16 protein-coding genes and 1 tRNA gene are annotated in these 18,745 nt (G+C 60.7%); 7 read left to right on the forward strand and 10 right to left on the reverse strand.

The genetic code is table 11. The features are described 5' to 3' along the window. Nucleotides 1-3: 3 nt before the first annotated feature. The 4 genes from ACPYOP_RS15335 to ACPYOP_RS15350 form a co-directional block, all read right to left on the reverse strand. On the reverse strand, nt 4-597 hold the full coding sequence (locus ACPYOP_RS15335; protein WP_481411216.1) for a YqaA family protein: 594 nt from the start codon (nt 595-597) through the stop codon (nt 4-6). A 239-nt stretch (nt 598-836) separates the two neighbouring features. Beyond that, on the reverse strand, nt 837-1,349 hold the full coding sequence (locus ACPYOP_RS15340) for a hypothetical protein (protein ID WP_481411217.1): 513 nt from the start codon (nt 1,347-1,349) through the stop codon (nt 837-839). 254 nt (nt 1,350-1,603) lie between these two features. Further along, a tRNA-Leu gene (locus ACPYOP_RS15345) sits at nt 1,604-1,688 on the reverse strand. Nucleotides 1,689-1,831: 143 nt separating this feature from the next. After that, nucleotides 1,832-3,130, reverse strand: coding sequence for an MFS transporter (locus ACPYOP_RS15350; protein ID WP_481411218.1), 1,299 nt, complete (start codon nt 3,128-3,130; stop codon nt 1,832-1,834). 235 nt (nt 3,131-3,365) lie between these two features. Between ACPYOP_RS15350 and ACPYOP_RS15355 the strand changes: the two genes are divergently transcribed. After that, complete coding sequence (locus tag ACPYOP_RS15355; protein ID WP_481411219.1) at nt 3,366-3,953, forward strand: TetR/AcrR family transcriptional regulator; 588 nt, start codon at nt 3,366-3,368, stop codon at nt 3,951-3,953. Between the two features lie 103 nt (nt 3,954-4,056). Here the strand turns inward: ACPYOP_RS15355 and ACPYOP_RS15360 are convergent, their stop codons facing one another. Both ACPYOP_RS15360 and ACPYOP_RS15365 read right to left on the reverse strand, forming a co-directional pair. Further along, entirely contained in the window at nt 4,057-4,851 is a 795-nt protein-coding gene (locus tag ACPYOP_RS15360; RefSeq protein ID WP_481411220.1) for a class I SAM-dependent methyltransferase, read from the reverse strand. A 175-nt stretch (nt 4,852-5,026) separates the two neighbouring features. Further along, the gene (locus tag ACPYOP_RS15365) at nt 5,027-6,007 is read right to left on the reverse strand and encodes an aldo/keto reductase (protein WP_481411221.1); all 981 of its coding nucleotides are present in this window, start codon (nt 6,005-6,007) and stop codon (nt 5,027-5,029) included. A 253-nt stretch (nt 6,008-6,260) separates the two neighbouring features. Between ACPYOP_RS15365 and ACPYOP_RS15370 the strand changes: the two genes are divergently transcribed. After that, on the forward strand, nt 6,261-7,901 hold the full coding sequence (locus ACPYOP_RS15370) for an AMP-binding protein (RefSeq protein ID WP_481411222.1): 1,641 nt from the start codon (nt 6,261-6,263) through the stop codon (nt 7,899-7,901). On the opposite strand, the gene ACPYOP_RS15375 is transcribed toward ACPYOP_RS15370, so the two are convergent. Both ACPYOP_RS15375 and ACPYOP_RS15380 read right to left on the reverse strand, forming a co-directional pair. Beyond that, nucleotides 7,888-9,159: a GNAT family N-acetyltransferase gene (locus tag ACPYOP_RS15375; protein ID WP_481411223.1), complete on the reverse strand. Its 1,272-nt coding sequence runs from the start codon at nt 9,157-9,159 to the stop codon at nt 7,888-7,890. The genes ACPYOP_RS15370 and ACPYOP_RS15375 overlap by 14 nt on opposite strands. Nucleotides 9,160-9,161: 2 nt before the next feature. Further along, on the reverse strand, nt 9,162-10,577 hold the full coding sequence (locus ACPYOP_RS15380) for an oligosaccharide flippase family protein (protein WP_481411224.1): 1,416 nt from the start codon (nt 10,575-10,577) through the stop codon (nt 9,162-9,164). A gap of 248 nt (nt 10,578-10,825) precedes the next feature. Here ACPYOP_RS15380 and ACPYOP_RS15385 point away from each other — a divergent pair, with 248 nt between their 5' ends. After that, complete coding sequence (locus ACPYOP_RS15385; protein WP_481411225.1) at nt 10,826-11,455, forward strand: glutathione S-transferase family protein; 630 nt, start codon at nt 10,826-10,828, stop codon at nt 11,453-11,455. 106 nt (nt 11,456-11,561) lie between these two features. Here ACPYOP_RS15385 and secA read toward each other — a convergent pair whose 3' ends face one another. Continuing rightward, entirely contained in the window at nt 11,562-14,285 is a 2,724-nt protein-coding gene (gene secA / locus ACPYOP_RS15390; protein WP_481411226.1) for a preprotein translocase subunit SecA, read from the reverse strand. A 246-nt stretch (nt 14,286-14,531) separates the two neighbouring features. Between secA and ACPYOP_RS15395 the strand changes: the two genes are divergently transcribed. The 4 genes from ACPYOP_RS15395 to mutT all read left to right on the forward strand — a co-directional run bounded on the left by ACPYOP_RS15395 (nt 14,532) and on the right by mutT (nt 18,053). Then, on the forward strand, nt 14,532-15,434 hold the full coding sequence (locus ACPYOP_RS15395) for a peptidylprolyl isomerase (RefSeq protein ID WP_481411227.1): 903 nt from the start codon (nt 14,532-14,534) through the stop codon (nt 15,432-15,434). Between the two features lie 177 nt (nt 15,435-15,611). Next, nucleotides 15,612-16,853 carry a bifunctional glutamate N-acetyltransferase/amino-acid acetyltransferase ArgJ gene (gene argJ / locus ACPYOP_RS15400; protein WP_481411228.1) on the forward strand — a complete coding sequence of 414 codons (1,242 nt, stop codon included), beginning with the start codon at nt 15,612-15,614 and terminating at the stop codon, nt 16,851-16,853. Nucleotides 16,854-16,863: 10 nt separating this feature from the next. Next, nucleotides 16,864-17,643: a GNAT family N-acetyltransferase gene (locus tag ACPYOP_RS15405; protein ID WP_481411229.1), complete on the forward strand. Its 780-nt coding sequence runs from the start codon at nt 16,864-16,866 to the stop codon at nt 17,641-17,643. Then, entirely contained in the window at nt 17,640-18,053 is a 414-nt protein-coding gene (mutT, locus tag ACPYOP_RS15410) for an 8-oxo-dGTP diphosphatase MutT (protein WP_481411230.1), read from the forward strand. Before ACPYOP_RS15405 ends, mutT begins: the two co-directional genes overlap by 4 nt. A gap of 43 nt (nt 18,054-18,096) precedes the next feature. Here mutT and ACPYOP_RS15415 read toward each other — a convergent pair whose 3' ends face one another. Continuing rightward, nucleotides 18,097-18,423, reverse strand: coding sequence for a hypothetical protein (locus tag ACPYOP_RS15415; RefSeq protein ID WP_481411231.1), 327 nt, complete (start codon nt 18,421-18,423; stop codon nt 18,097-18,099). Between the last annotated feature and the right edge of the window lie 322 nt (nt 18,424-18,745).

Genomic DNA, 18,745 nt, shown 5'->3' on the forward strand with positions numbered 1-18,745 from the left:
TGGTCAGCTCGCCAGGGCAAAATGGAAGATGCCATAGAGGGCGATGAGAACGGCGGCCGCGATCATAGTGATCTGGCCGAGGCGCTTCTCGATGAAATGGCGGATGGATTCACCATAGCGGCGCAGCAGGAAGGCCAGGAAGAAGAAGCGGGCGCCGCGGGCGACGATGGCCGAGACGATGAACAGGCCGAGATCGATATGGGCGACACCGGACAGGATCGTCACCACCTTGATCGGCGGCAGATGCGCGAGACCCGATGTGACCAGCAGGAGCAGGATCCATTCATAGGTGACGCCGGCGCTCATCTGGTTGAAGGCGTCAAGCTTGCCGTAGAATTCGAGGATCGGCTTGGCGATGGTCTCGAAGGCGTAATAGCCGAGCATCCAGCCGGCAATGCCGCCGAGCACAGAGGCGACCGTCGCCGTCAGCGCATAGCGCCAGGCGCGCTCGGGCCTGGCAAGCGACATCGGCAGAAAAAGCACATCCGCCGGAACGAGAAAGATGGAGCTCTCGACGAAGGCGATAACGGCCAACCAGATTTCCGCCGATTTGCGGCCGGCAAGCGACATGGTCCAGTCGTACAGTTTACGAAGCATAAGGCCCCCTTTTTGCTGCGTTGCAAACCTTTAGGGGGCAGGATTATGGCTGTAAATGGTCTGCGGCGTGCGGGAGCTGCAGAAAGGCAAAATTTTTCGTGATGGTGTGAGGGGGTGGGGTTGCGGAGGACGCTTAGAGATTTGGTCGCGATTGATGGCGAGCCTCGATCACTTTAAATGAAAACGCATACTCTATGGTCTACGTGTTTCTTTGCTTCGACGGATTGCAAACCGCTGCCTTACCCATGTGGCACAGCCGATATGGAAGGCAACCTGATGTAGGGGTCCCTGCCATCGTAAGAGAATTTGGGTATTCCCGTGTTTCCTGCGATTAAGTTCGGAAGTAAGTGCCCCTGAGGTCCGAACATATAATCACCTCCTGCGCACAGATGTGCGAGAGCCTGATAATCGAAATATTTAAAACGCTCATCCGCCAGAAATGCGGCCTCTCGATACCTGTCACCTGTGATCTTTCCGTAACCGGACGTTTTCAAAAATAGATTCCCAACAGTGGTATTGGTTTTAGCACCTTCACACATGGTGCCGATGATACCACCCAACTTATAGATTCGTAGGATTTCAGCGTTGGCATCCGGCAAACGTTTCATGGCTTCCGACAGATACCAATTCGTGGAAGGGTCATTGGTCATGGTCTTCCGCCAAAATGCGGGAATATCCTCTGCGAAGCAGTTCCATGCTGAAAGGGTCAATATAAGTCCGAGAATGGGAATATGCATTATTGTTTTGATCATGCCATGCTCCCTCAGAGATTGTATGTACCAAACATAGATCAACCGTTTCTCGGAGGAAAACACAATACTCTGAAGGCTCTTTGAGAGCTTTTATTTACCTAAAGTTCGAGCTCACGACAGGCAAGACAACCAAGCTCGCTGCAACTAGACCGACGGGTCAACCGTGAACTCTACAACAGATGTAAAAGGGGGAGCTCGGACCTTGAGATGACCCAGCTTTGATGATCCGGGACTTCAATAAACTATGTTTGAAGTGGTGCCCCATGCCGGAGTCGAACCAGCACTTCTTTCGAAACTCGATTTTGAGTCGAGCGCGTCTACCAATTCCGCCAATGGGGCAACGGGGTACTGACGAGGCGGCTGTCTAGCATGTGAGCGGCGGGGCGCGCAAGCCGGGGTCGGCAGATATTGCGAGTGTTTCCGCAGGGTTGCGGTTTGGCCCATGGCGTCGGTGGACGCCATGGGCTTTTGTCGCTTGGGGCTCAGTGAGCCATAGCCGCGCCTTTGGTGGTGGAGCCGGATTTTTGCAGGGTGATCGCGAGGATCGCGGCGAGCAGGCAGAAGGCGCCGGCGACGAAGAAGGCGGGCAGGTAGGTGTTGAGCTCCGTGCGGGTGAGGCCGGCGCCATAGGCGGCGGTGGCGGCACCCAGCTGGTGGCCGGCGAAGACCCAGCCGAAGACGAGGCCGGCCTTTTCGCGGCCGAAGCGGTCGGCGGCGATCTTGACGGTCGGCGGCACGGTGGCGATCCAGTCGAGGCCGTAGAAGACGGCGAAGATCGACAGGCCGTAGAAGGTGAAGTTGCTGAAGGGCAGGTAGACCAGCGACAGGCCACGCAGGCCGTAATACCAGAAGAGCAGCCAGCGATTGTCGAAGCGGTCGGAGAGCCAGCCGGAGCCGATCGTGCCGAAGAAATCGAAGATGCCCATGACGGCGAGCACGCTGGCGGCCGCAACCGGCACGATGCCGAAATCACCGCAGAGGGTGACGAAGTGCGTCTGGACCAATCCGTTCGTCGAGAGGCCGCAGATGAAGAAGGTGGCAAAGAGGATCCAGAAAGTGGAGGTCGTGGATACCTCCCGCAGGATCGACAGGGGCGAGGCAAGCGCGGCCTTCAGATTCTTCGTGGCCGGCGGTGGCGGCGTGATGTGGATCTCGCCGACCAGCGGCAGATTGACGTCGGAAGGACGGTCGCGCATCAGGAGCAGGACAATGAGGGCGGCGACGGCGATCATGCCGCAGACGAAGAGAACCGTGGTGCGCCAGCCGTAACGCGTCGTCAGCTCCGCCATCAGCGGCAGGAAGACGAGCTGTCCCGTCGCCGAGCTGGCCGAGAGCATGCCGATGACGAGGCCGCGATGCTTGGTGAACCAGCGCGTCGAGACGGTTGCGGCGAGCACCATGGCCGTGAGACCGGTGCCGAAGCCGATGATGATGCCCCAACACAAGAGCAGCTGCCAGACCTCGGTCATGAAAAGCGAGCCGATGAAGCCGACGGCGATGGTCGCCAGCGCGAAGACGATGACCTTGCGCACGCCGAAATGGTTCATGAAGGCGGCGGCGAAGGGACCCATCAGGCCGAACAGCAGCAGCCGCACGGCGAGCGCCGAGGAGATGGACGACGTGCTCCAGCCGAATTCGTCCTCCAGCGGCTTGATGAGCACGCCAGGCGCACCCATGGCGCCGGCGGTGACCAGCATGGTGAGGAAGGTGGCGCCGACGACGACCCATCCGTAATGGATGTTGCGCCGGGCGAGCGTCGAAGCAAGGACAGTTGAGACCATGAGGGGCGTTCCGATGGGGTTGTGTGTCTTGGCGTCAGGATCGGGAGAGATGAGAAGGCGCTCGATCGTGGATGGCCAGAGGTACCGTGTCCACTTCTAGCGCCAAGCCATCCTCCCGGCTTGAACGTTTGTGTAAAGGCATTTACATGATTGCTATCATATTTGTTGCATATTCATGATGGCCATCATATAAATTGTCAATGCAGATTTATTGATGCTCTGATGGAGTTTTTTGATGAGAGTGAGCCGGGAGAAATTCGCCGAAAATCGCGAGAAGATCCTTGCCGTGGCGGGCGAGCTCTTTCGCGAGAAGGGTTTCGACGGCATCGGCGTCGCCGAGATCATGAAGGCGGCCGGGCTCACGCATGGCGGCTTCTACGGGCATTTCGATTCGAAGGACGAGCTCGCCTCCGAGGCGAGCAAGGCGCTGGTGGCACGCTCGCTGGAACGCTGGAAGCAAGTGGCGGCAAGCTCGCCCGATCAGCCGCTGGAAACCTTGCTTGCCCACTATCTCTCGCATCGCAATGTGGTGGAGCACGCGACCGGCTGCGTCTTCGCGGCGCTGACGCAGGAGGTCAGCCGCCACGGCCCCGAGATGCAGTCCACCTTCACCGGCGGGCTGATGGGGCTGGTCGAGGTGCTGGAGGAAATCGTTCCCGGCGAAACGCCGGAGGAGCGGCGACGCAAGGCTTTTGCCAGCCTCTCGGCGATGGTCGGCGCCGTCATCCTGGCCCGCGCGATGGACAATTCCGAACTGTCGCAGGAATTCCTGTCGGCGACCCGGCAGGAGCTGTCGCCGCTGTCGGGTGACGAAAAGAGCTGATCCAGAGCGGTTCAGCTTTTCACGGAATCTCTGAACCGCTCTATCTCTTAGTTTTCTAACGATTCCGGACGGAGAACCGCTGCGCACTTTTCCTGGAATTGCTCTAATCCCGGAACGCCAGCAGCCCGTTCGCCTCGACGATCTCCCTGAACTTGCCGTCGGGCGCGACCGCCAGCAGTTCGGCGCGAAGTGCGGCTTCGAAATCGGCTGCCTTGTCGCCGAGCGCCTGCGGCGAGGTCGACGACATCGAGAAGATGCGGCCGACGATCTCTTCGATATCTCTGCTATATTCCGAGACGATGCCGATGCGTTCCAGATTGCGGAAGGGGGAGGCGAGCAGCATGGCTTCATGCGGCGCCCACGCCTTGCTCTTGCGCAGCATGCGGTCCGCATTGCGTTCGGGCGAATAGGTTTCCGCCAGCGGCTCGACGATCCCGCGCCAATCCGGCTCCGCCAGGATGCTCTTATCGTGGAAGAGAACGACGGCGCCGCCCGGCTCGATCAGGCTGTCCAGCGCTTCCAGCGTCGCCGGCCTGTCCATCCAGTGGAAGGAGCGGCCCATGATGCAGAGATGCAGAGGGCCGATATCGGGGCCGAGATCGTAGGAGGAGCCCTGCCGGATATTGATGTCGACGCCAGCCACCTTCGCGCCAGCCTCGACTTCGGCAAGCATTTCCGGCTCGGGATCCATGGCGGTGACGGCCGCGCCCTGCAGCCTCGCGAAGGCTATGCCGAGCTGGCCGGGGCCGCAGCCGAGGTCCAGCACACGGCCACCGGGCTTCAGGCCGCCGCGCTCGGCGACGCGCTCAATCAGCCTGTCGGGATAGGGGATGCGATAGCGCAGGTAATAGGCCGCGGTCGATTGAAAGCGCCGCGCCTCGAAGGGAACCGTGATCATGGGCTGTCATCCTCGGGGGTAAGGAACCACCACCTGTTAAGCCTCAACTGTGACCCGTTCGTGAAGTCACTTTTGCGCGATTTGCCGTATGGTCAATCGACTTCAGAGGGGGTGAGGGGCCAGGCAGGCGAGTGCGGCATCGTCGGCCCAACCTGACCAGCGCTAAAATCCCCGATCACTTAAACCCGGCAACCCCATGCGGGACATAGGGGCTCTCCAGCGCCTCGATTTCTTCCGGCGTCAGCTTGACCTCCAGGGAGGCGACGGCGTCGGTGATGTGGCCGGGTTTGGAGGCGCCGATGATCGGCGCGGTGACGGCGCTCTTCTGCAGGATCCAGGCGGTCGCCACTTGCGCGCGCGGGATGCCGCGCGCCTTGGCAATGGTGCCGACGGCATCGACGATCTTGCGGTCGGCTTCGAGTGCCTGGGTGTAGAGCGTTTTGCCGAATTCGTCGGATTGCGTGCGGGCCGTCGCCTCGTCCCAGTCGCGGGTCAGGCGACCGCGCGCAAGCGGGCTCCAGGGGATGACGGCGATCTTCTGATCCTCGCAGAAGGGCAGCATCTCGCGCTCTTCCTCGCGGTAGAGCAGGTTCAGGTGGTTCTGCATGCTGACGAATTCCGTCCAGCCGTTGAGGCGGGAGGTATAAATCGCCTTGGCGAATTGCCAGGCATACATGGAGGAGGCGCCGATGTAGCGTGCCTTGCCGGCCTTGACGATATCATGAAGCGCTTCCAGCGTTTCCTCGATCGGCGTCGTATAGTCCCAGCGATGGATCTGGTAGAGATCGACATAATCGGCGCCGAGGCGGCGCAGGCTGTTGTCGATCTCGTCGAAGATCGCCTTGCGCGAGAGGCCGGCGCCGTTCGGGCCGGGGCGCATGCGGTTGAAGACTTTGGTGGCGAGCACGATATCCTCACGGCGGGCAAAATCCTTGATGGCGCGCCCGACGATCTCTTCCGAGGAGCCATTGGAATAGGTGTTGGCCGTATCGAGGAAATTGATGCCGGCCTCGATCGCCTGGCGCAGCAGCGGACGGCTCTCCTCCTCCTTCAACGACCAGGCATGCGTGCCCTTGTTGGGATCGCCATAGGTCATGCAACCCAGGCAGATGCGTGAAACTTCAAGACCGGTCCGGCCAAGCTTTACGTATTCCATCGATATTCTCCGTCCATTCGATTATCCGGCGCAAAATAGCCCGCCGTCGGGAGGCGGCGGAATGCGTGCGTCACCAAAGTAAACCGGCAGGGCAGGCTTGCCGCCGATCGGTGCGTCAGTTCGTGAAGAGCTTCGAAGTATTCTTCAATAAATAAGGCAAATCGTTTGGCAGGGAAGACGGCAATCTCAAATGTTTCCTTGAACCCTGCGGGCGACAGGTGTTAGCTGCACCCCACCATTTTTGGAATTCTGCATGAAATTGCCCCCGCGTGATACTTATGATGCCCTCTATCGCGACTTTCGTTGGGAGATTCCGGCGAGATTCAACATGGGACATGCTGTTTGCGATGCCTGGGCGGAGCGAGAGCCCGATCGGGTCTGCCTTCGGCATTTCAATCCGGATGGCAATCACTTTTCCATGACCTATGGGGAGTTGCGCAATCGCTCCGCCTCTTTCGCCAATGCGCTTGTCGGGCTCGGGGTGCGGGCGGGAGACCGGGTGGCGCTGCTGCTGCCGCAGGGTTTCGAAACGGTCGTGGCGCATGTGGCGATCTACAAGATGGGGGCGATCGCCCTGCCTCTGGCCTTGCTGTTCGGCGCCGAGGCGCTGGAATACCGGCTGAAGGCGTCAGGCGCATCGGCCATTGTGACCAATCGGTTCGGCCTCGAGCGGCTGCGTCCGATCCGGGACCGGCTACCTGAACTTGCGCAAGTGATCAGCATCGACGGCGCCGAGGAGGGCGTTGCCGGCTTTGCCGATCTGGCTGCGGCGCATCCGCCCTTGTTCGAGGTGGCCGACACCGGCCCGGATGATCCGGCATTGATGATCTTCACCTCGGGCACGACCGGGCCACCCAAGGGTGCGCTGCATGGCCATCGCGTCCTGCCGGGGCATATTCCGGGCATGCAATTCGCCCATGAGGGCTTTCCGCAGGCTGGCGACCGGCTCTGGACGCCGTCGGACTGGGCCTGGGCCGGCGGTCTCCTGAATGCGCTGTTGCCGAGCCTGATGCTCGGCGTTCCCGTCGTTTCGTCGCCGGCGCAGAAGTTCGATCCGCATATGGCTTTCCGCATCATGGCCGAAATGGAGGTGCGCAATGCCTTCATCCCGCCGACAGCATTGCGGCTGCTGAAGGCCGTCGACAATCCCCGGGCACGATACGATCTCAAGCTGCGCACCATCGGTTCGGCAGGCGAGGCGCTCGGCCGCGAAACCTTCGAATGGGCGCGGTCGGCGCTTGGTGTCAGCGTCAACGAATTCTTCGGCCAGACGGAGTGCAATTTCGTGCTCTCTTCGAGTGAGGCCTTCGGCGTCAGCCGTGCTGGCGCGACCGGCAAGCCGGTGCCCGGCCATTATGTGGCGGTCGTGGATGCCGAGGGTGTCGAAGTTCCGGTGGGGGAGAGCGGGCAGATCGCGATCAGGCGGCCCGATCCGGTGATGTTCCTCGGCTACTGGCAGAACGAGGCGGCGACGGAGGCGAAATTCGCCAATGACTGGCTGCTGACCGGCGATATCGGCCAGAAGGATGCGGAGGGCTATATTTCCTTCGTCGGCCGCGACGACGACGTCATTACCTCGTCGGGGTATCGTATCGGGCCGAGCGAGATCGAGGATTGCCTCGGCGGCCATCCGGCCGTGCAGCTTGCCGCGGCGGTGGGAAAGCCGGATGCGGTGCGAACGGAAATCGTCAAGGCCTATGTCGTCCTCGTGCCCGGTCGCGAGCCGAGCGAGGTATTGGCGGTCGAAATCCGCGAATGGGTGAAGACCCGGCTTTCCATGCATGAATATCCGCGCGAGATCGAATTCGTCGATGCGCTGCCGCTGACGACGTCGGGCAAGGTCATCCGCCGCCTGCTGCGCGAGCGGGCGATGGCCGAAGTTAGCGCTTCGTAAGCGACAGGATCTTTTCGCGCAGCAGCTTCGCCATGTTGCGCGTGCTGCGATACATATGCAGCTGCGTGGTGACTTGGCGGACGTCACGGTCGCCGTTCGGCGTCAGGCCGATGATGAGCGTGCCCATGTCTTCACGCTCGTGCCAGAAGCGGCTCATGATCGGATGATCCGGTGTGGCGCAGGAGTCGGAGCGGACGACGTTGGCGTCGTCGAGATGCCATTCCGTCAGTTCGCCCATCAGCAGCTTGCCCGGCGAAAAACGGGCATAGGCTTCGTCATAGGCGGTCTTCCAGGTATAGGCTTCGCCACCCATCATCAACACGATCATCGAGGCGATGGCCTTGCCGTCGAGGTCGATGGTGTGGATACGCACAGCGTCGATGGCCGCAAGATTGGAGATCGCTTCGCGGGCAAAGGCGGCGTGGTGGCGATCGGTGACGAGAGCCGACCGCTTCTTGCCCTTCCAGCCGCTTGCCTCGATTGCCAGGAATTCTTCCATGCGCGCGTGCACATCGCTCGGCTGACGCGCGACGTTGTAGCTGACCTCGCCCTGATTTTCCAACAGCCGCCATTGCCGGCGCATTTCGCGCAAATGCGCGTTGGAGATCGTCCGCTTGAGATAGGCGAGCGCATCGTCATTGCTCTGAAGCATCGGGCGCTGGAAAGGATTGGCAACCGCGATCGGCAGGTTGCGGCCGATGGCGATGACTTTCGCCATCTGAACGAAGCGGCCGTTCAGGCGCACATCCGGCAGCACGAGCGTCGTCGGCAGGTGCAGTTCCTGCCGGGAGAGCGCTTCGAGGAGATTATCGAGGCTCTCGCCGGCATCCTCGGCATCGAGCAGCGGCGTGCCGAGCGGGCCGAAGGAATTCGACCAGACGCGAATGATCGACGGGCCGATCGCAAAGCCCGGCTTGTCGACGGTGAAGGGCATCAGCAGGCGGATGCGGCTGCGGGTGCTGCTGATGTCGCGCATCAGCGCCAGGCGGACCTGCCGGTCCTCCAGCCGCGGCATGGCGGGCGCCAGGAAGCGGCCGGAGAAGAAGACGTTCGGCTCCATGGCGCGGTTGGACAGGAAATCCAGCTCGTCCTGCAGCTCGTAGCCGAGCTTGCCGGGGTAGAGGCAGAGTTCGCGGCCGGCGCGGCCGATCTCGACCCGGGCCTCGGCCTTCGGCGTTTCGAAATGCAGTGCTGCGAGCGTGTGCGTCAGGGCATTCACTTGGCTGTCGGTGCTTTGGGTGTAGGGAGGGCGTGCCATGATCAGAGAACCCTCGTTGCCGGTGGCGTTGCGGGGCGCCGGATGAGGGCGAACAGGGTGATGCCGAGCGCGTGGCGAACTGCGATGTGCAGAAGCAGGGCTTCGACCGCCATGGCGGCGGTGCCGGCAATGGCTGCTCCCTCGATGCCGAGATGTGGGATCAGGATGAGGTTCAGGCCGATATTGGTGACAAGTGCGGCTGCATAGAGATAGACGCAAAGCATCTGCTTGTCCGCCATGGTCAGGAGCACTTCGGCGGGGCCGACCAGTGCCCTCGCGAGGATGCCGGCAAGCAGGATCGCCATAACGATCTGACCGTCGGTGAAAGAAGCGCCGAAGAGCGACAGCAGGAACTGGCCTGCGGCGAGCACGGCAAGACCGACGGCAAGTGCTGGAAAGAAGGTCCAACGCGTTGCATCGGCGGCAAAGGCGGCAAGCTTGCTTCGGTCCCCTTCTGCCAGGATGGCGGCAAAGCGCGGGCCGATTGCGGCCTTGACGGCGAAATAGACGAAGTGAACCAGCGCCATGGTCTTGGCGGCGGCAAAATAGACGGCAACCTGATCCGGGTCGAGGAAGATCCCGACCACCACAACGTCGGAATTGGTGAGAAGGTAGCCCACGCCTTCGACAAGAAAGATCGGGAAGGCGACGGCGAACCACGCGTTGAATTCCGTGGCTTTCGGGCCGCCCGGATAATGGCGGCGCAGACGGAGCGTCACGACCAGATATTGCAGTAGGACGCTGGTAAAGGCGCCGGCCAGGGCTGCCGTCATTGCGGTGATCGCATCGCGCGGCGCTCCGGCAAGGACGGCGCCGACCATGAAGAGCAATATCAGGGTCGGACGGATCAGGAAGGTCGGGCTCAGCGCCATGATCGGCCAGTGCTTGGCGCGCGCCGTCCCGTCGAGAACATCGCCCAGCGCGATCATCGGCACGGCGATCAGCCCGAGGAAGATCGGCAGGATGTAGTAGGCTTCGATCATGCCGCGGAAGATATAGATCAGGAATGCGCCGATCAGCGCCAGCGTGCCCGAGACGGCCACCACGAACAGGCGGGCCATGGCATTCAGACCGCGAACGGCATCGTGATTGCCGCTGGCATCGTATTGCGGCAGGAAGCGGATGATGGCGGTCGGGAAGCCGAGACAGGCGAGATTGCCGAAAAGGATCATCAGCACCCAGACGAAAACGAAGACGCCGTATTCAAACCGGCCCATCAGGCGGGCAAGGATGATCTGCGACAGGAAGGCGAGGGCGGCACCTGCGATGCGGATCGTGAAGGCGATCAGCGCCATGCGCTGCGAAACGGCCTTCTCATCCTCGCCGGCAAAGAGGGCAGCGAGTTTGCGCAGATACGGCGATAGCGCGGTCCGCAATGCGGACGGCAACATTCTCTCCGCTGTTTGAAAGACCGCCATGATCGATACGCAATACTTTAAGTATGATCCCAACCTCGCGGCAGTCTTGGCAGAGGAGGGTTAAGAATAGGTTCTTTCGGCCTGCAAAAATCATCCGTAAGCTGCGAAGAATTGTTCGTTGAGGGAATTCGAGGCAACCTTGGGATGCGGCGGGTCTTAGGGGTGCGATACCGCGCTCCCGCCGCAGGAAACGGGTGGCGGACATTTAGCCGAAATGTAGAATCGATCGCGTGCCAACGGAGGATTCCATGCTCACGCTCTACGATTATCTGCCATCGCAGAATGGCTGGAAGGCCCGGGTACTGTTCGGGCTGCTCGATATTCCATATCAAACCCGCCTGGTGTCGATTTTCGAAGGCGGGGGGCGCACGGATGCCTTTCTCGCTCTCAATCCGGCAGGCGGCATTCCCGTTCTCGAACTCGAGGATGGGCGCACGATCGCTGAATCGAACGCGATCCTAACCTATGCCGCCGAAGGCACGCGATTTCTGCCGGCGGATCGCTATCAGCGCGCCAAGGTCATGCAATGGCTGTTCTTCGAGCAATATCACGTCGAGCCGGTCATCGGCACGCTGCGCTTCTGGACCCTGACGGGGCGGCTTGAGCTCAATGCCGTCCTGACGGAGGCCAAGCGCGCGGGCAGCCTTCGTGCGCTCGCGGCGCTCGAGCGTGGGCTGAAGACCGCGCCATTCCTCGCCGGCGAGGAGTTTTCGATCGCGGATATAGCGGTTTATGCCTATGCCCATCGGGCGGCGGATTGCGGCTTTGCTCTCGCCGATTATCCCGCGTTCACGGCTTGGCTCGATCGGGTGCTTGATGTCATCGGTCCCGGCTATCCGATCCACCTCTACAGCGAAGATCCGCATTCCGCTGTTTGAGTGCGATCGGCCCCTGCCGCTTTGGCTTGGCGTGATTCTTGATTGTTGCAAAAACAAAAATGCCGCCAAACGGCGGCATTTTGTCGTTGCTGTCAGCCAATGAGGCTCAGACCACTTCGCTGCTTTCGAAGGCGCCGTGGCAGTGCTTGTACTTCTTGCCGGAGCCGCAGGGGCATGCCTCGTTGCGGCCGACGCGGCCCCAGGTTGCCGGGTTGCGCGGGTCGCGATTTTCAGGCGCAACGGCGTTTTCGCTCGCGAGGGCGAAGGGGGAGAATTCGTCCTCGCCTGTTGTCGCGTCGATGTGGCGGGCCTGCATCGGCGGTGTTTCCGGCTCGGCCGGCTGCTGTACGAGCTCGACGCGAGAGAGCTGGGCGGTGACGGCCTGGCGCAGATTGTTCAACAGGGCCTGGAACAGCTCGAATGCCTCGGCCTTGTACTCCTGCAGCGGATCGCGCTGGGCATAGCCGCGGAAGCCGATGACCGAACGCAGATGATCGAGATTGACGATGTGCTCGCGCCAGAGATTGTCCAGCGTCTGCAGCACGATGGAGCGCTCGACATAGGTCATGATCTCAGGCCCGAAGCGTTCTGCCTTTTCGGCTGCTGCTTTTTCGGCGGCTTCCGTCAGGCGGGCGCGGATATCGTCTTCGGCGATGCCTTCTTCCTTGACCCAGTCATGGACCGGCATGTCGAGATCGAAGAAGTTGGCGACACCAGTCTTCAGGCCATCGGCATCCCACTGTTCGGCATAGGCGCGCTCGGGAATATGCTTCGAAACGAGATCCTCGATGACATCGTGGCGCATATCGCCGACGAATTCGGAGAGATCCTTTGATTCCATCAGCTCGACGCGCTGCTCGAAGATGACCTTGCGCTGGTCGTTCAGCACGTCGTCGTACTTCAGAACGTTCTTGCGGATATCGAAGTTGCGGGCTTCGACCTTCTTCTGGGCGCGTTCCAGGGCCTTGTTGATCCAGGGATGGACGATGGCTTCGCCTTCCTTGAGGCCCAGCTTCTGCAGCATGCCGTCCATGCGGTCGGAGCCGAAGATGCGCATCAGATCGTCCTGGAGCGACAGGTAGAATTTTGAACGGCCCGGGTCGCCCTGACGGCCGGAACGGCCGCGAAGCTGATTGTCGATACGGCGGCTTTCATGGCGTTCGCTGGCGATGACGTAGAGACCGCCGGCGGCCAGCGCCTGCTGCTTCAGCTCCTTGATTTCCTCGGCGATCCGGGCAATGGCCGCATCGCGCTCGGGGCCAGGCTCCACCTCGTGCAGATCGCGCTCGACGCGCATTTCGAGGTTGCCGCCAAGCTGAATATCGGTACCGCGGCCGGCCATGTTGGTGGCGATCGTCACGGTGCCGGGAACGCCGGCCTGGGCGACGATATAGGCTTCCTGCTCGTGATAGCGGGCGTTCAGCACCTGGAAATTGGAGAAGCCGCGCTTGCGCATAAGGTCGGCGAGAAGCTCGGATTTCTCGATCGACGTCGTGCCGACCAGCACCGGCTGGCCGCGCTTATGCGCATCGAGGATCTCGTTGATGATGGCGTCATATTTCTCGGTATGCGTGCGATAGACCTCGTCGTCCTCGTCGATACGCTGGATCGGCAGGTTGGTCGGCACTTCGATGACGTCGAGGCCGTAGATGTTGCCGAATTCTTCCGCTTCCGTCGCCGCCGTACCGGTCATGCCGGCAAGCTTATCGTACATGCGGAAATAGTTCTGGAAGGTGATCTGCGCCAGCGTCTGGTTTTCCGGCTGGATCTGTACGTGTTCCTTGGCTTCCAGGGCCTGATGCTGGCCGTCGGAATAGCGGCGGCCCGGCATCATGCGGCCGGTGAATTCGTCGATGATGACGACTTCACCGTTGCGGACGATATAGTCCTTGTCGCGCTGGAACAGCTTATGCGCCTTGAGCGCGTTGTTGATGTGATGGACGATCGCGACGTTTTCGATGTCGTAGAGCGATTCACCCTTCAGCAGGCCGGCGTCGCGCAGCATGTTTTCCAGCTTCTCGGTGCCGTCTTCGGAGAAGTTGGCGGAGCGCTGCTTTTCGTCGATCTCGTAATCATCCTTCGACAGGCGCGGAATGAAGGCATCGATCGTGGTGTAGAGATCCGAGCGGTCGTCGAGCGGGCCGGAAATGATCAGCGGCGTGCGCGCCTCGTCGACGAGGATCGAGTCCACTTCGTCGACGATTGCGAAGTTATGGCCGCGCTGTACCATCTGGGCGCGTTCATACTTCATATTATCGCGCAGATAGTCGAAGCCGAGCTCGTTGTTGGTGGCGTAGGTGATGTCACAGGCATAGGCATCGTGGCGCTCTTCGTCCGACAGGCCGTGGACGATGACGCCCGTGGTCAGGCCGAGGAAGCCGTAGAGACGACCCATGGTGCCGCTGTCGCGCTGCGCCAGGTAGTCGTTGACCGTGACGACGTGCACGCCCTTACCGGCCAGCGCGTTCAGATAAACCGGCAATGTCGCGACGAGGGTCTTGCCTTCACCGGTCTTCATTTCGGCGATGGCGTTGGAATGAAGGATCATGCCGCCGATAAGCTGCACGTCAAAAGGTCGCATGCCGAGAACGCGGCGCGACGCTTCGCGGGCAACGGCGAAGGCGGGCACGAGAAGATCGTCGAGCGTCGTCTTGCCGTCTGCGAGCTGCTGGCGGAACTCAACCGTCTTGGCGGCCAGAGCTTCATCGGACAGCGCGCGCATCTGTTGCTCGAGCGCATTGATTTCGGCTACTTGCGGCTGGAACGATTTGACCCTGCGGTCGTTGGACGAGCCGAACAACTTGCGGGCAATTCCACCTAGGCTGACCATGTGACTGGTCCTTTCTGAGATTTCATCCGGCCGTTTTCTGCTTTGTTCCTTCCCGAAAAAAACGGGAGTATAGCACAAAACGGCCGGAAACTGTTCTGGACGCGAGGTTGCGTGACAGATAAGAGGGGGGTCGATTGATGTCAACGGGATTTGGCCGATACAGAAAGGCCACATTCTCCTGCTGAAGGCTTTTTCACGCCGGATCCACATCTGTCGAGCCGGTCGAGATCACCGAAGGGTTATTTTATGTTGAAGTATAACAAGCTTGCTGCGGTTGCTTTCGCAACAATCGTTACCTTCCAGGCTCCGGTCTTCGCCGCCGACGCCAAGGATCCCGTTGTCGCCAAGGTCGGCGATGTCGAAATCCATCAGTCCGAACTCAATCTGGCGATCGCCAACCTCGATCCTCAGCTCGGCCAGCTTCCGGACGACCAGAAGAAGGTCGCGGCACTTTCCGCTTCGATCGACGTGAAGCTGCTGTCGCAGCAGGCCGCCGCTGAAAAGCTCGACCAGACGCCGGACTTCCAGGCTCACATGGCTTATCTGCGTGACCGCGAGCTGCACAATGCCTTCTTCAAGGCGCATGTCGCCGACAAGATCACGGATGACGAAGTCAAGGCACGCTACGACAAGGAAGTCGCAGCCCTGCCGAAGCAGGAAGAAGTTCATGCCCGCCATATCCTCGTAAAGACCGAGGACGAGGCCAAGGCAATCATCAAGGAACTCGATGCCGGCAAGGACTTCGCCGCACTCGCCAAGGAAAAGTCGACCGACCCGAACAAGGCCGACGGCGGCGATCTCGGCTATTTCGGCCATGGCCGCATGGTCAAGGAATTCGAAGACGCGGCTTTTGCCCTTCCGGTCGGCACCTACACCAAGACGCCCGTCAAGTCCGATTTCGGCTGGCACGTCATCAAGGTCGAGGACAAGCGCAATGCTCCTCCTCCGCCGTTCGACCAGGTCAAGGACCAGGTTCGTCAGCTCGTCATGCGCGACAAGTATCTTGAGCTCCTGAACAAGGCCAAGACGGACACGAAGGTCGTCATCAACGACCCGGCGCTCAGCAAGGCCTATGACGATGCGCAGAAGCAGCAGGACGCAGCACCGGCCGATGACGCGGTCGCGCCCGACGCTCAGCCGCAGCAGTAAGAAGTTTCAAGCAGTATCATCAGGGCCCGGATTTTCCGGGCCTTTCACTGGAGCCGGATGATTTTAGGTCGTATCGACCTAAAATCTGAATCCGCTCCAGAATTAAAGAAGCAGAGCATGATGTTGTCCGAAAACCGCCTACACTTTTCGGCATCATGCTCGTTCAGGGTGGCTCTCATGTCCGGTTCCGTCTCTCCGCTCGCTCCCAAAACCTTCACGGCCATGCCCGCCCTTCGCGGCGTGCGCATGACCACGGCGTCCGCCGGCATCAAGTACAAGAACCGGACCGATGTCCTGCTGATGGTCTTCGACAAGCCGGCTGCCGTCGCCGGTGTCTTCACCCGTTCGAAGTGCCCTTCGGCTCCCGTCGATTTCTGCCGCCAGAACCTCGCGCATGGCAGCGCTCGCGCCGTCGTCGTCAATTCCGGCAATGCCAATGCCTTCACCGGATCGAAGGGCCGTCAGGCGACGGAACTGACCGCCAAGTCCGCGGCTGCTGCCGTCGGCTGCGATGAAAACGAAGTCTATCTCGCCTCCACGGGCGTTATCGGTGAGCCGCTTGACGCCACCAAGTTTGCCGGCGTGCTCGACACGATGGCGAAGGATGCCGGCAGCGATTTCTGGTTCGAGGCTGCCAAGGCGATCATGACCACGGATACCTATCCAAAGGTCGCGACGCGCAGCGCCGAGATCGGCGGTGTCACGGTCACTATCAACGGCATTGCCAAGGGTGCAGGCATGATTGCGCCCGACATGGCGACGATGCTCTCCTTCGTCGTTACCGATGCCGATATTTCCTCTGCCGCGCTGCAGACGCTGCTGTCCGACGGCGTCGGCCCGAGCTTCAACTCCATGACTGTCGATAGCGACACTTCGACCTCGGATACGCTGATGCTGTTTGCGACGGGTGCAGCCGCGGCTGACGGGCAGGCGCATATCGATCGCGCCGACGATCCGAAGCTTTCCGCTTTCCGCGCGGCGCTCAACGAACTCCTTAAGGATCTCGCCATTCAGGTCGTTCGCGATGGTGAAGGCGCCACCAAGATGCTCGAAATCACCGTGACCGGCGCTGAGAATGACGCGGCCGCCAAGCGTATCGCGCTTTCGATCGCCAATTCGCCGCTGGTCAAGACCGCGGCCGCCGGCGAGGATGCCAATTGGGGCCGTGTCGTCATGGCCGTCGGCAAGGCCGGCGAAATGGCGGATCGCGACAAGCTTGCTATCTGGTTCGGCGATGTCCGCGTCGCCGTCAATGGCGAGCGCGACGCTTCCTATTCGGAAGAAGCCGCCTCGAACGTCATGAAGCAGCAGGATATTCCCGTGAAGGTCGATCTTGGCCTCGGCAATGGTCGCGCAACGGTCTGGACCTGCGACCTGACGAAGGAATATGTTGCCATCAATGGCGACTATCGGAGCTGATATCTAGCTGATGCATGCGCAGTCCACGATAAACAAGCTGCCTTTGGTGCGCAGGCTCGAAGCCGTCGGCTTCCGGGCTTGGCCTGCATCGTCCGTGCAGTATGACGGCAGCTGGCAGGTGCGGCTGACGGCCGGGCATCCGTCGAAGCGGCTGAACTCGGTCGTGCCGCTCGATCCCTCCGATCACCGCGATCTGGAAATCCGGCTGGCGAAGGCGCAGCGCAAATTTGAGGCCTATGGCCGGCCGATGGTGGTGCGCGAGACGCCGCTCGCCTCGCCGAAGCTCATAGACCTTCTGCGGGAACGCGGCTGGACGCGGTTCGACGAGACGATCGTCATGACTGCCGATCTCGTCGATCTCGAGCTGCCGGATATGCTGGATCATCTGCCGAGCCACGATGTCGGCCGCTTTGTGGATGCAAGCCTCATTGTCGATGAAGCCGATCCCGCGTTGAAGCCGGCGCTGGCGGATGTGGTGAGCAACATTAAGCCGCCATCGGGTCTTTTCGTCATAGAGGATCCCGAGGTGGGGCCGCTGGCGACGACGCTCTGCGTACAGGACAATGATCTTGCCGGCGTGATGTCGGTTGCGGTGTCGCCGCAGCATCGGCGCAAGGGCCTGGGCGTCGAGATCCTGACATCGGCGCTGCGTTGGGCGCGCATGCGCAGCGCCAAGACCGCCTGGCTTCAGGTCAGCGCCGACAACGCGCCGGCCCTGGCGCTCTATGTCCGCTTTGGCTTCCGCGAGGCTTATCGCTATTGCTATTGGCAACCGCCGGGGGAAGCATGAGCGAAGCGGGCTGCAAGATCGTCCTCGTTGCCGCCTGCGCGCTCATCGATACCGATGGCCGTATCCTGTTGGCGCAGCGCCCAGAAGGCAAGTCGCTCGCCGGTCTCTGGGAGTTTCCCGGCGGCAAGGTCGAGGCCGGTGAAACGCCGGAGGAAACGCTGGTGCGCGAGCTTGAAGAGGAGCTCGGCATCCAGACGAAGATCGCCTGCCTCGCGCCGCTGACCTTTGCCAGCCATACCTACGAAACCTTCCATCTGCTGATGCCACTCTACATCTGCCGGCGTTTCGAAGGAATCCCGCACGGCCGGGAAGGGCAGGCACTCAAATGGGTGCGGCCGCAGGCGCTGCGCGATTACCCGATGCCGCCGGCCGACGAGCCGCTGATCCCCTTCCTGCAGGACCTGCTTTAGGTCTGACGGCTAAGGCTGAAATAGCTCTGCCATTGGACGGAACTTAGATATCCCTGAATTTGAAACTTGATTTTGCAAGTTGATCGAGCTGGCTGATGCCGGCCTCCCTGAGCGCCATATCCGTCTTCGGCATTCTCCGGAGCAATTCCGCCAGCATTTCCGACTGACTGGCCGAATTTCGGCGGAGTGCCTCCAGATGTTCGAGCATCAATCCAAAGGCAAAAATCATCGCACCGCTGAAGGCATATGAAAGAGCGGCGACCAATCCCGCCGCGGCGCCGGCGGCACTCCCGACAAAAACCATCGCGACCGCCAACAGCATCGCAATGGCAATCACCAAAACACCAACTGCCTTGAGCAAACTTGCCATGCATCGATTCCTGCAACCTAAGATAAACGTATATGATTACGTATATATCATGGAGAGCAAGTGTCAATTGCTATTATATAGTGTATTTTCGAAACATTCTCTCGATAATTGCTTAAGGGAGGCCAGTCTGATGCCCTGCAAAGGAGCGGATCTTTTTCGGGTTTACGGCGTGACGGTTTGGTGCGTCTGCAAACGGCACATCGCAAATATAGTTAACGAGAATTAGCCATTTAAAATCAGCTCTATAGCTTGCTTCGGCCACTGTCCCGGAATTTTACGTCTCTTTAATTTGCATGTGGATATTAAGGGATCGTTTATGACC

This window comes from Rhizobium sp. KNZ2-6A (genome assembly GCF_056755475.1).

What these genes read in the sequence shown, in the direction of transcription:
- ACPYOP_RS15335 (WP_481411216.1), bottom strand. Translation starts at nt 597, where the DNA reads ATGCTTCGTAAACTGTACGACTGGACCATGTCGCTTGCCGGCCGCAAA.
- ACPYOP_RS15340 (WP_481411217.1), bottom strand. Translation starts at nt 1,349, where the DNA reads ATGATCAAAACAATAATGCATATTCCCATTCTCGGACTTATATTGACC.
- ACPYOP_RS15350 (WP_481411218.1), bottom strand. Translation starts at nt 3,130, where the DNA reads ATGGTCTCAACTGTCCTTGCTTCGACGCTCGCCCGGCGCAACATCCAT.
- ACPYOP_RS15355 (WP_481411219.1), top strand. Translation starts at nt 3,366, where the DNA reads ATGAGAGTGAGCCGGGAGAAATTCGCCGAAAATCGCGAGAAGATCCTT.
- ACPYOP_RS15360 (WP_481411220.1), bottom strand. Translation starts at nt 4,851, where the DNA reads ATGATCACGGTTCCCTTCGAGGCGCGGCGCTTTCAATCGACCGCGGCC.
- ACPYOP_RS15365 (WP_481411221.1), bottom strand. Translation starts at nt 6,007, where the DNA reads ATGGAATACGTAAAGCTTGGCCGGACCGGTCTTGAAGTTTCACGCATC.
- ACPYOP_RS15370 (WP_481411222.1), top strand. Translation starts at nt 6,261, where the DNA reads ATGAAATTGCCCCCGCGTGATACTTATGATGCCCTCTATCGCGACTTT.
- ACPYOP_RS15375 (WP_481411223.1), bottom strand. Translation starts at nt 9,159, where the DNA reads ATGGCACGCCCTCCCTACACCCAAAGCACCGACAGCCAAGTGAATGCC.
- ACPYOP_RS15380 (WP_481411224.1), bottom strand. Translation starts at nt 10,577, where the DNA reads ATGGCGGTCTTTCAAACAGCGGAGAGAATGTTGCCGTCCGCATTGCGG.
- ACPYOP_RS15385 (WP_481411225.1), top strand. Translation starts at nt 10,826, where the DNA reads ATGCTCACGCTCTACGATTATCTGCCATCGCAGAATGGCTGGAAGGCC.
- secA (WP_481411226.1), bottom strand. Translation starts at nt 14,285, where the DNA reads ATGGTCAGCCTAGGTGGAATTGCCCGCAAGTTGTTCGGCTCGTCCAAC.
- ACPYOP_RS15395 (WP_481411227.1), top strand. Translation starts at nt 14,532, where the DNA reads ATGTTGAAGTATAACAAGCTTGCTGCGGTTGCTTTCGCAACAATCGTT.
- argJ (WP_481411228.1), top strand. Translation starts at nt 15,612, where the DNA reads ATGTCCGGTTCCGTCTCTCCGCTCGCTCCCAAAACCTTCACGGCCATG.
- ACPYOP_RS15405 (WP_481411229.1), top strand. Translation starts at nt 16,864, where the DNA reads ATGCATGCGCAGTCCACGATAAACAAGCTGCCTTTGGTGCGCAGGCTC.
- mutT (WP_481411230.1), top strand. Translation starts at nt 17,640, where the DNA reads ATGAGCGAAGCGGGCTGCAAGATCGTCCTCGTTGCCGCCTGCGCGCTC.
- ACPYOP_RS15415 (WP_481411231.1), bottom strand. Translation starts at nt 18,423, where the DNA reads ATGGCAAGTTTGCTCAAGGCAGTTGGTGTTTTGGTGATTGCCATTGCG.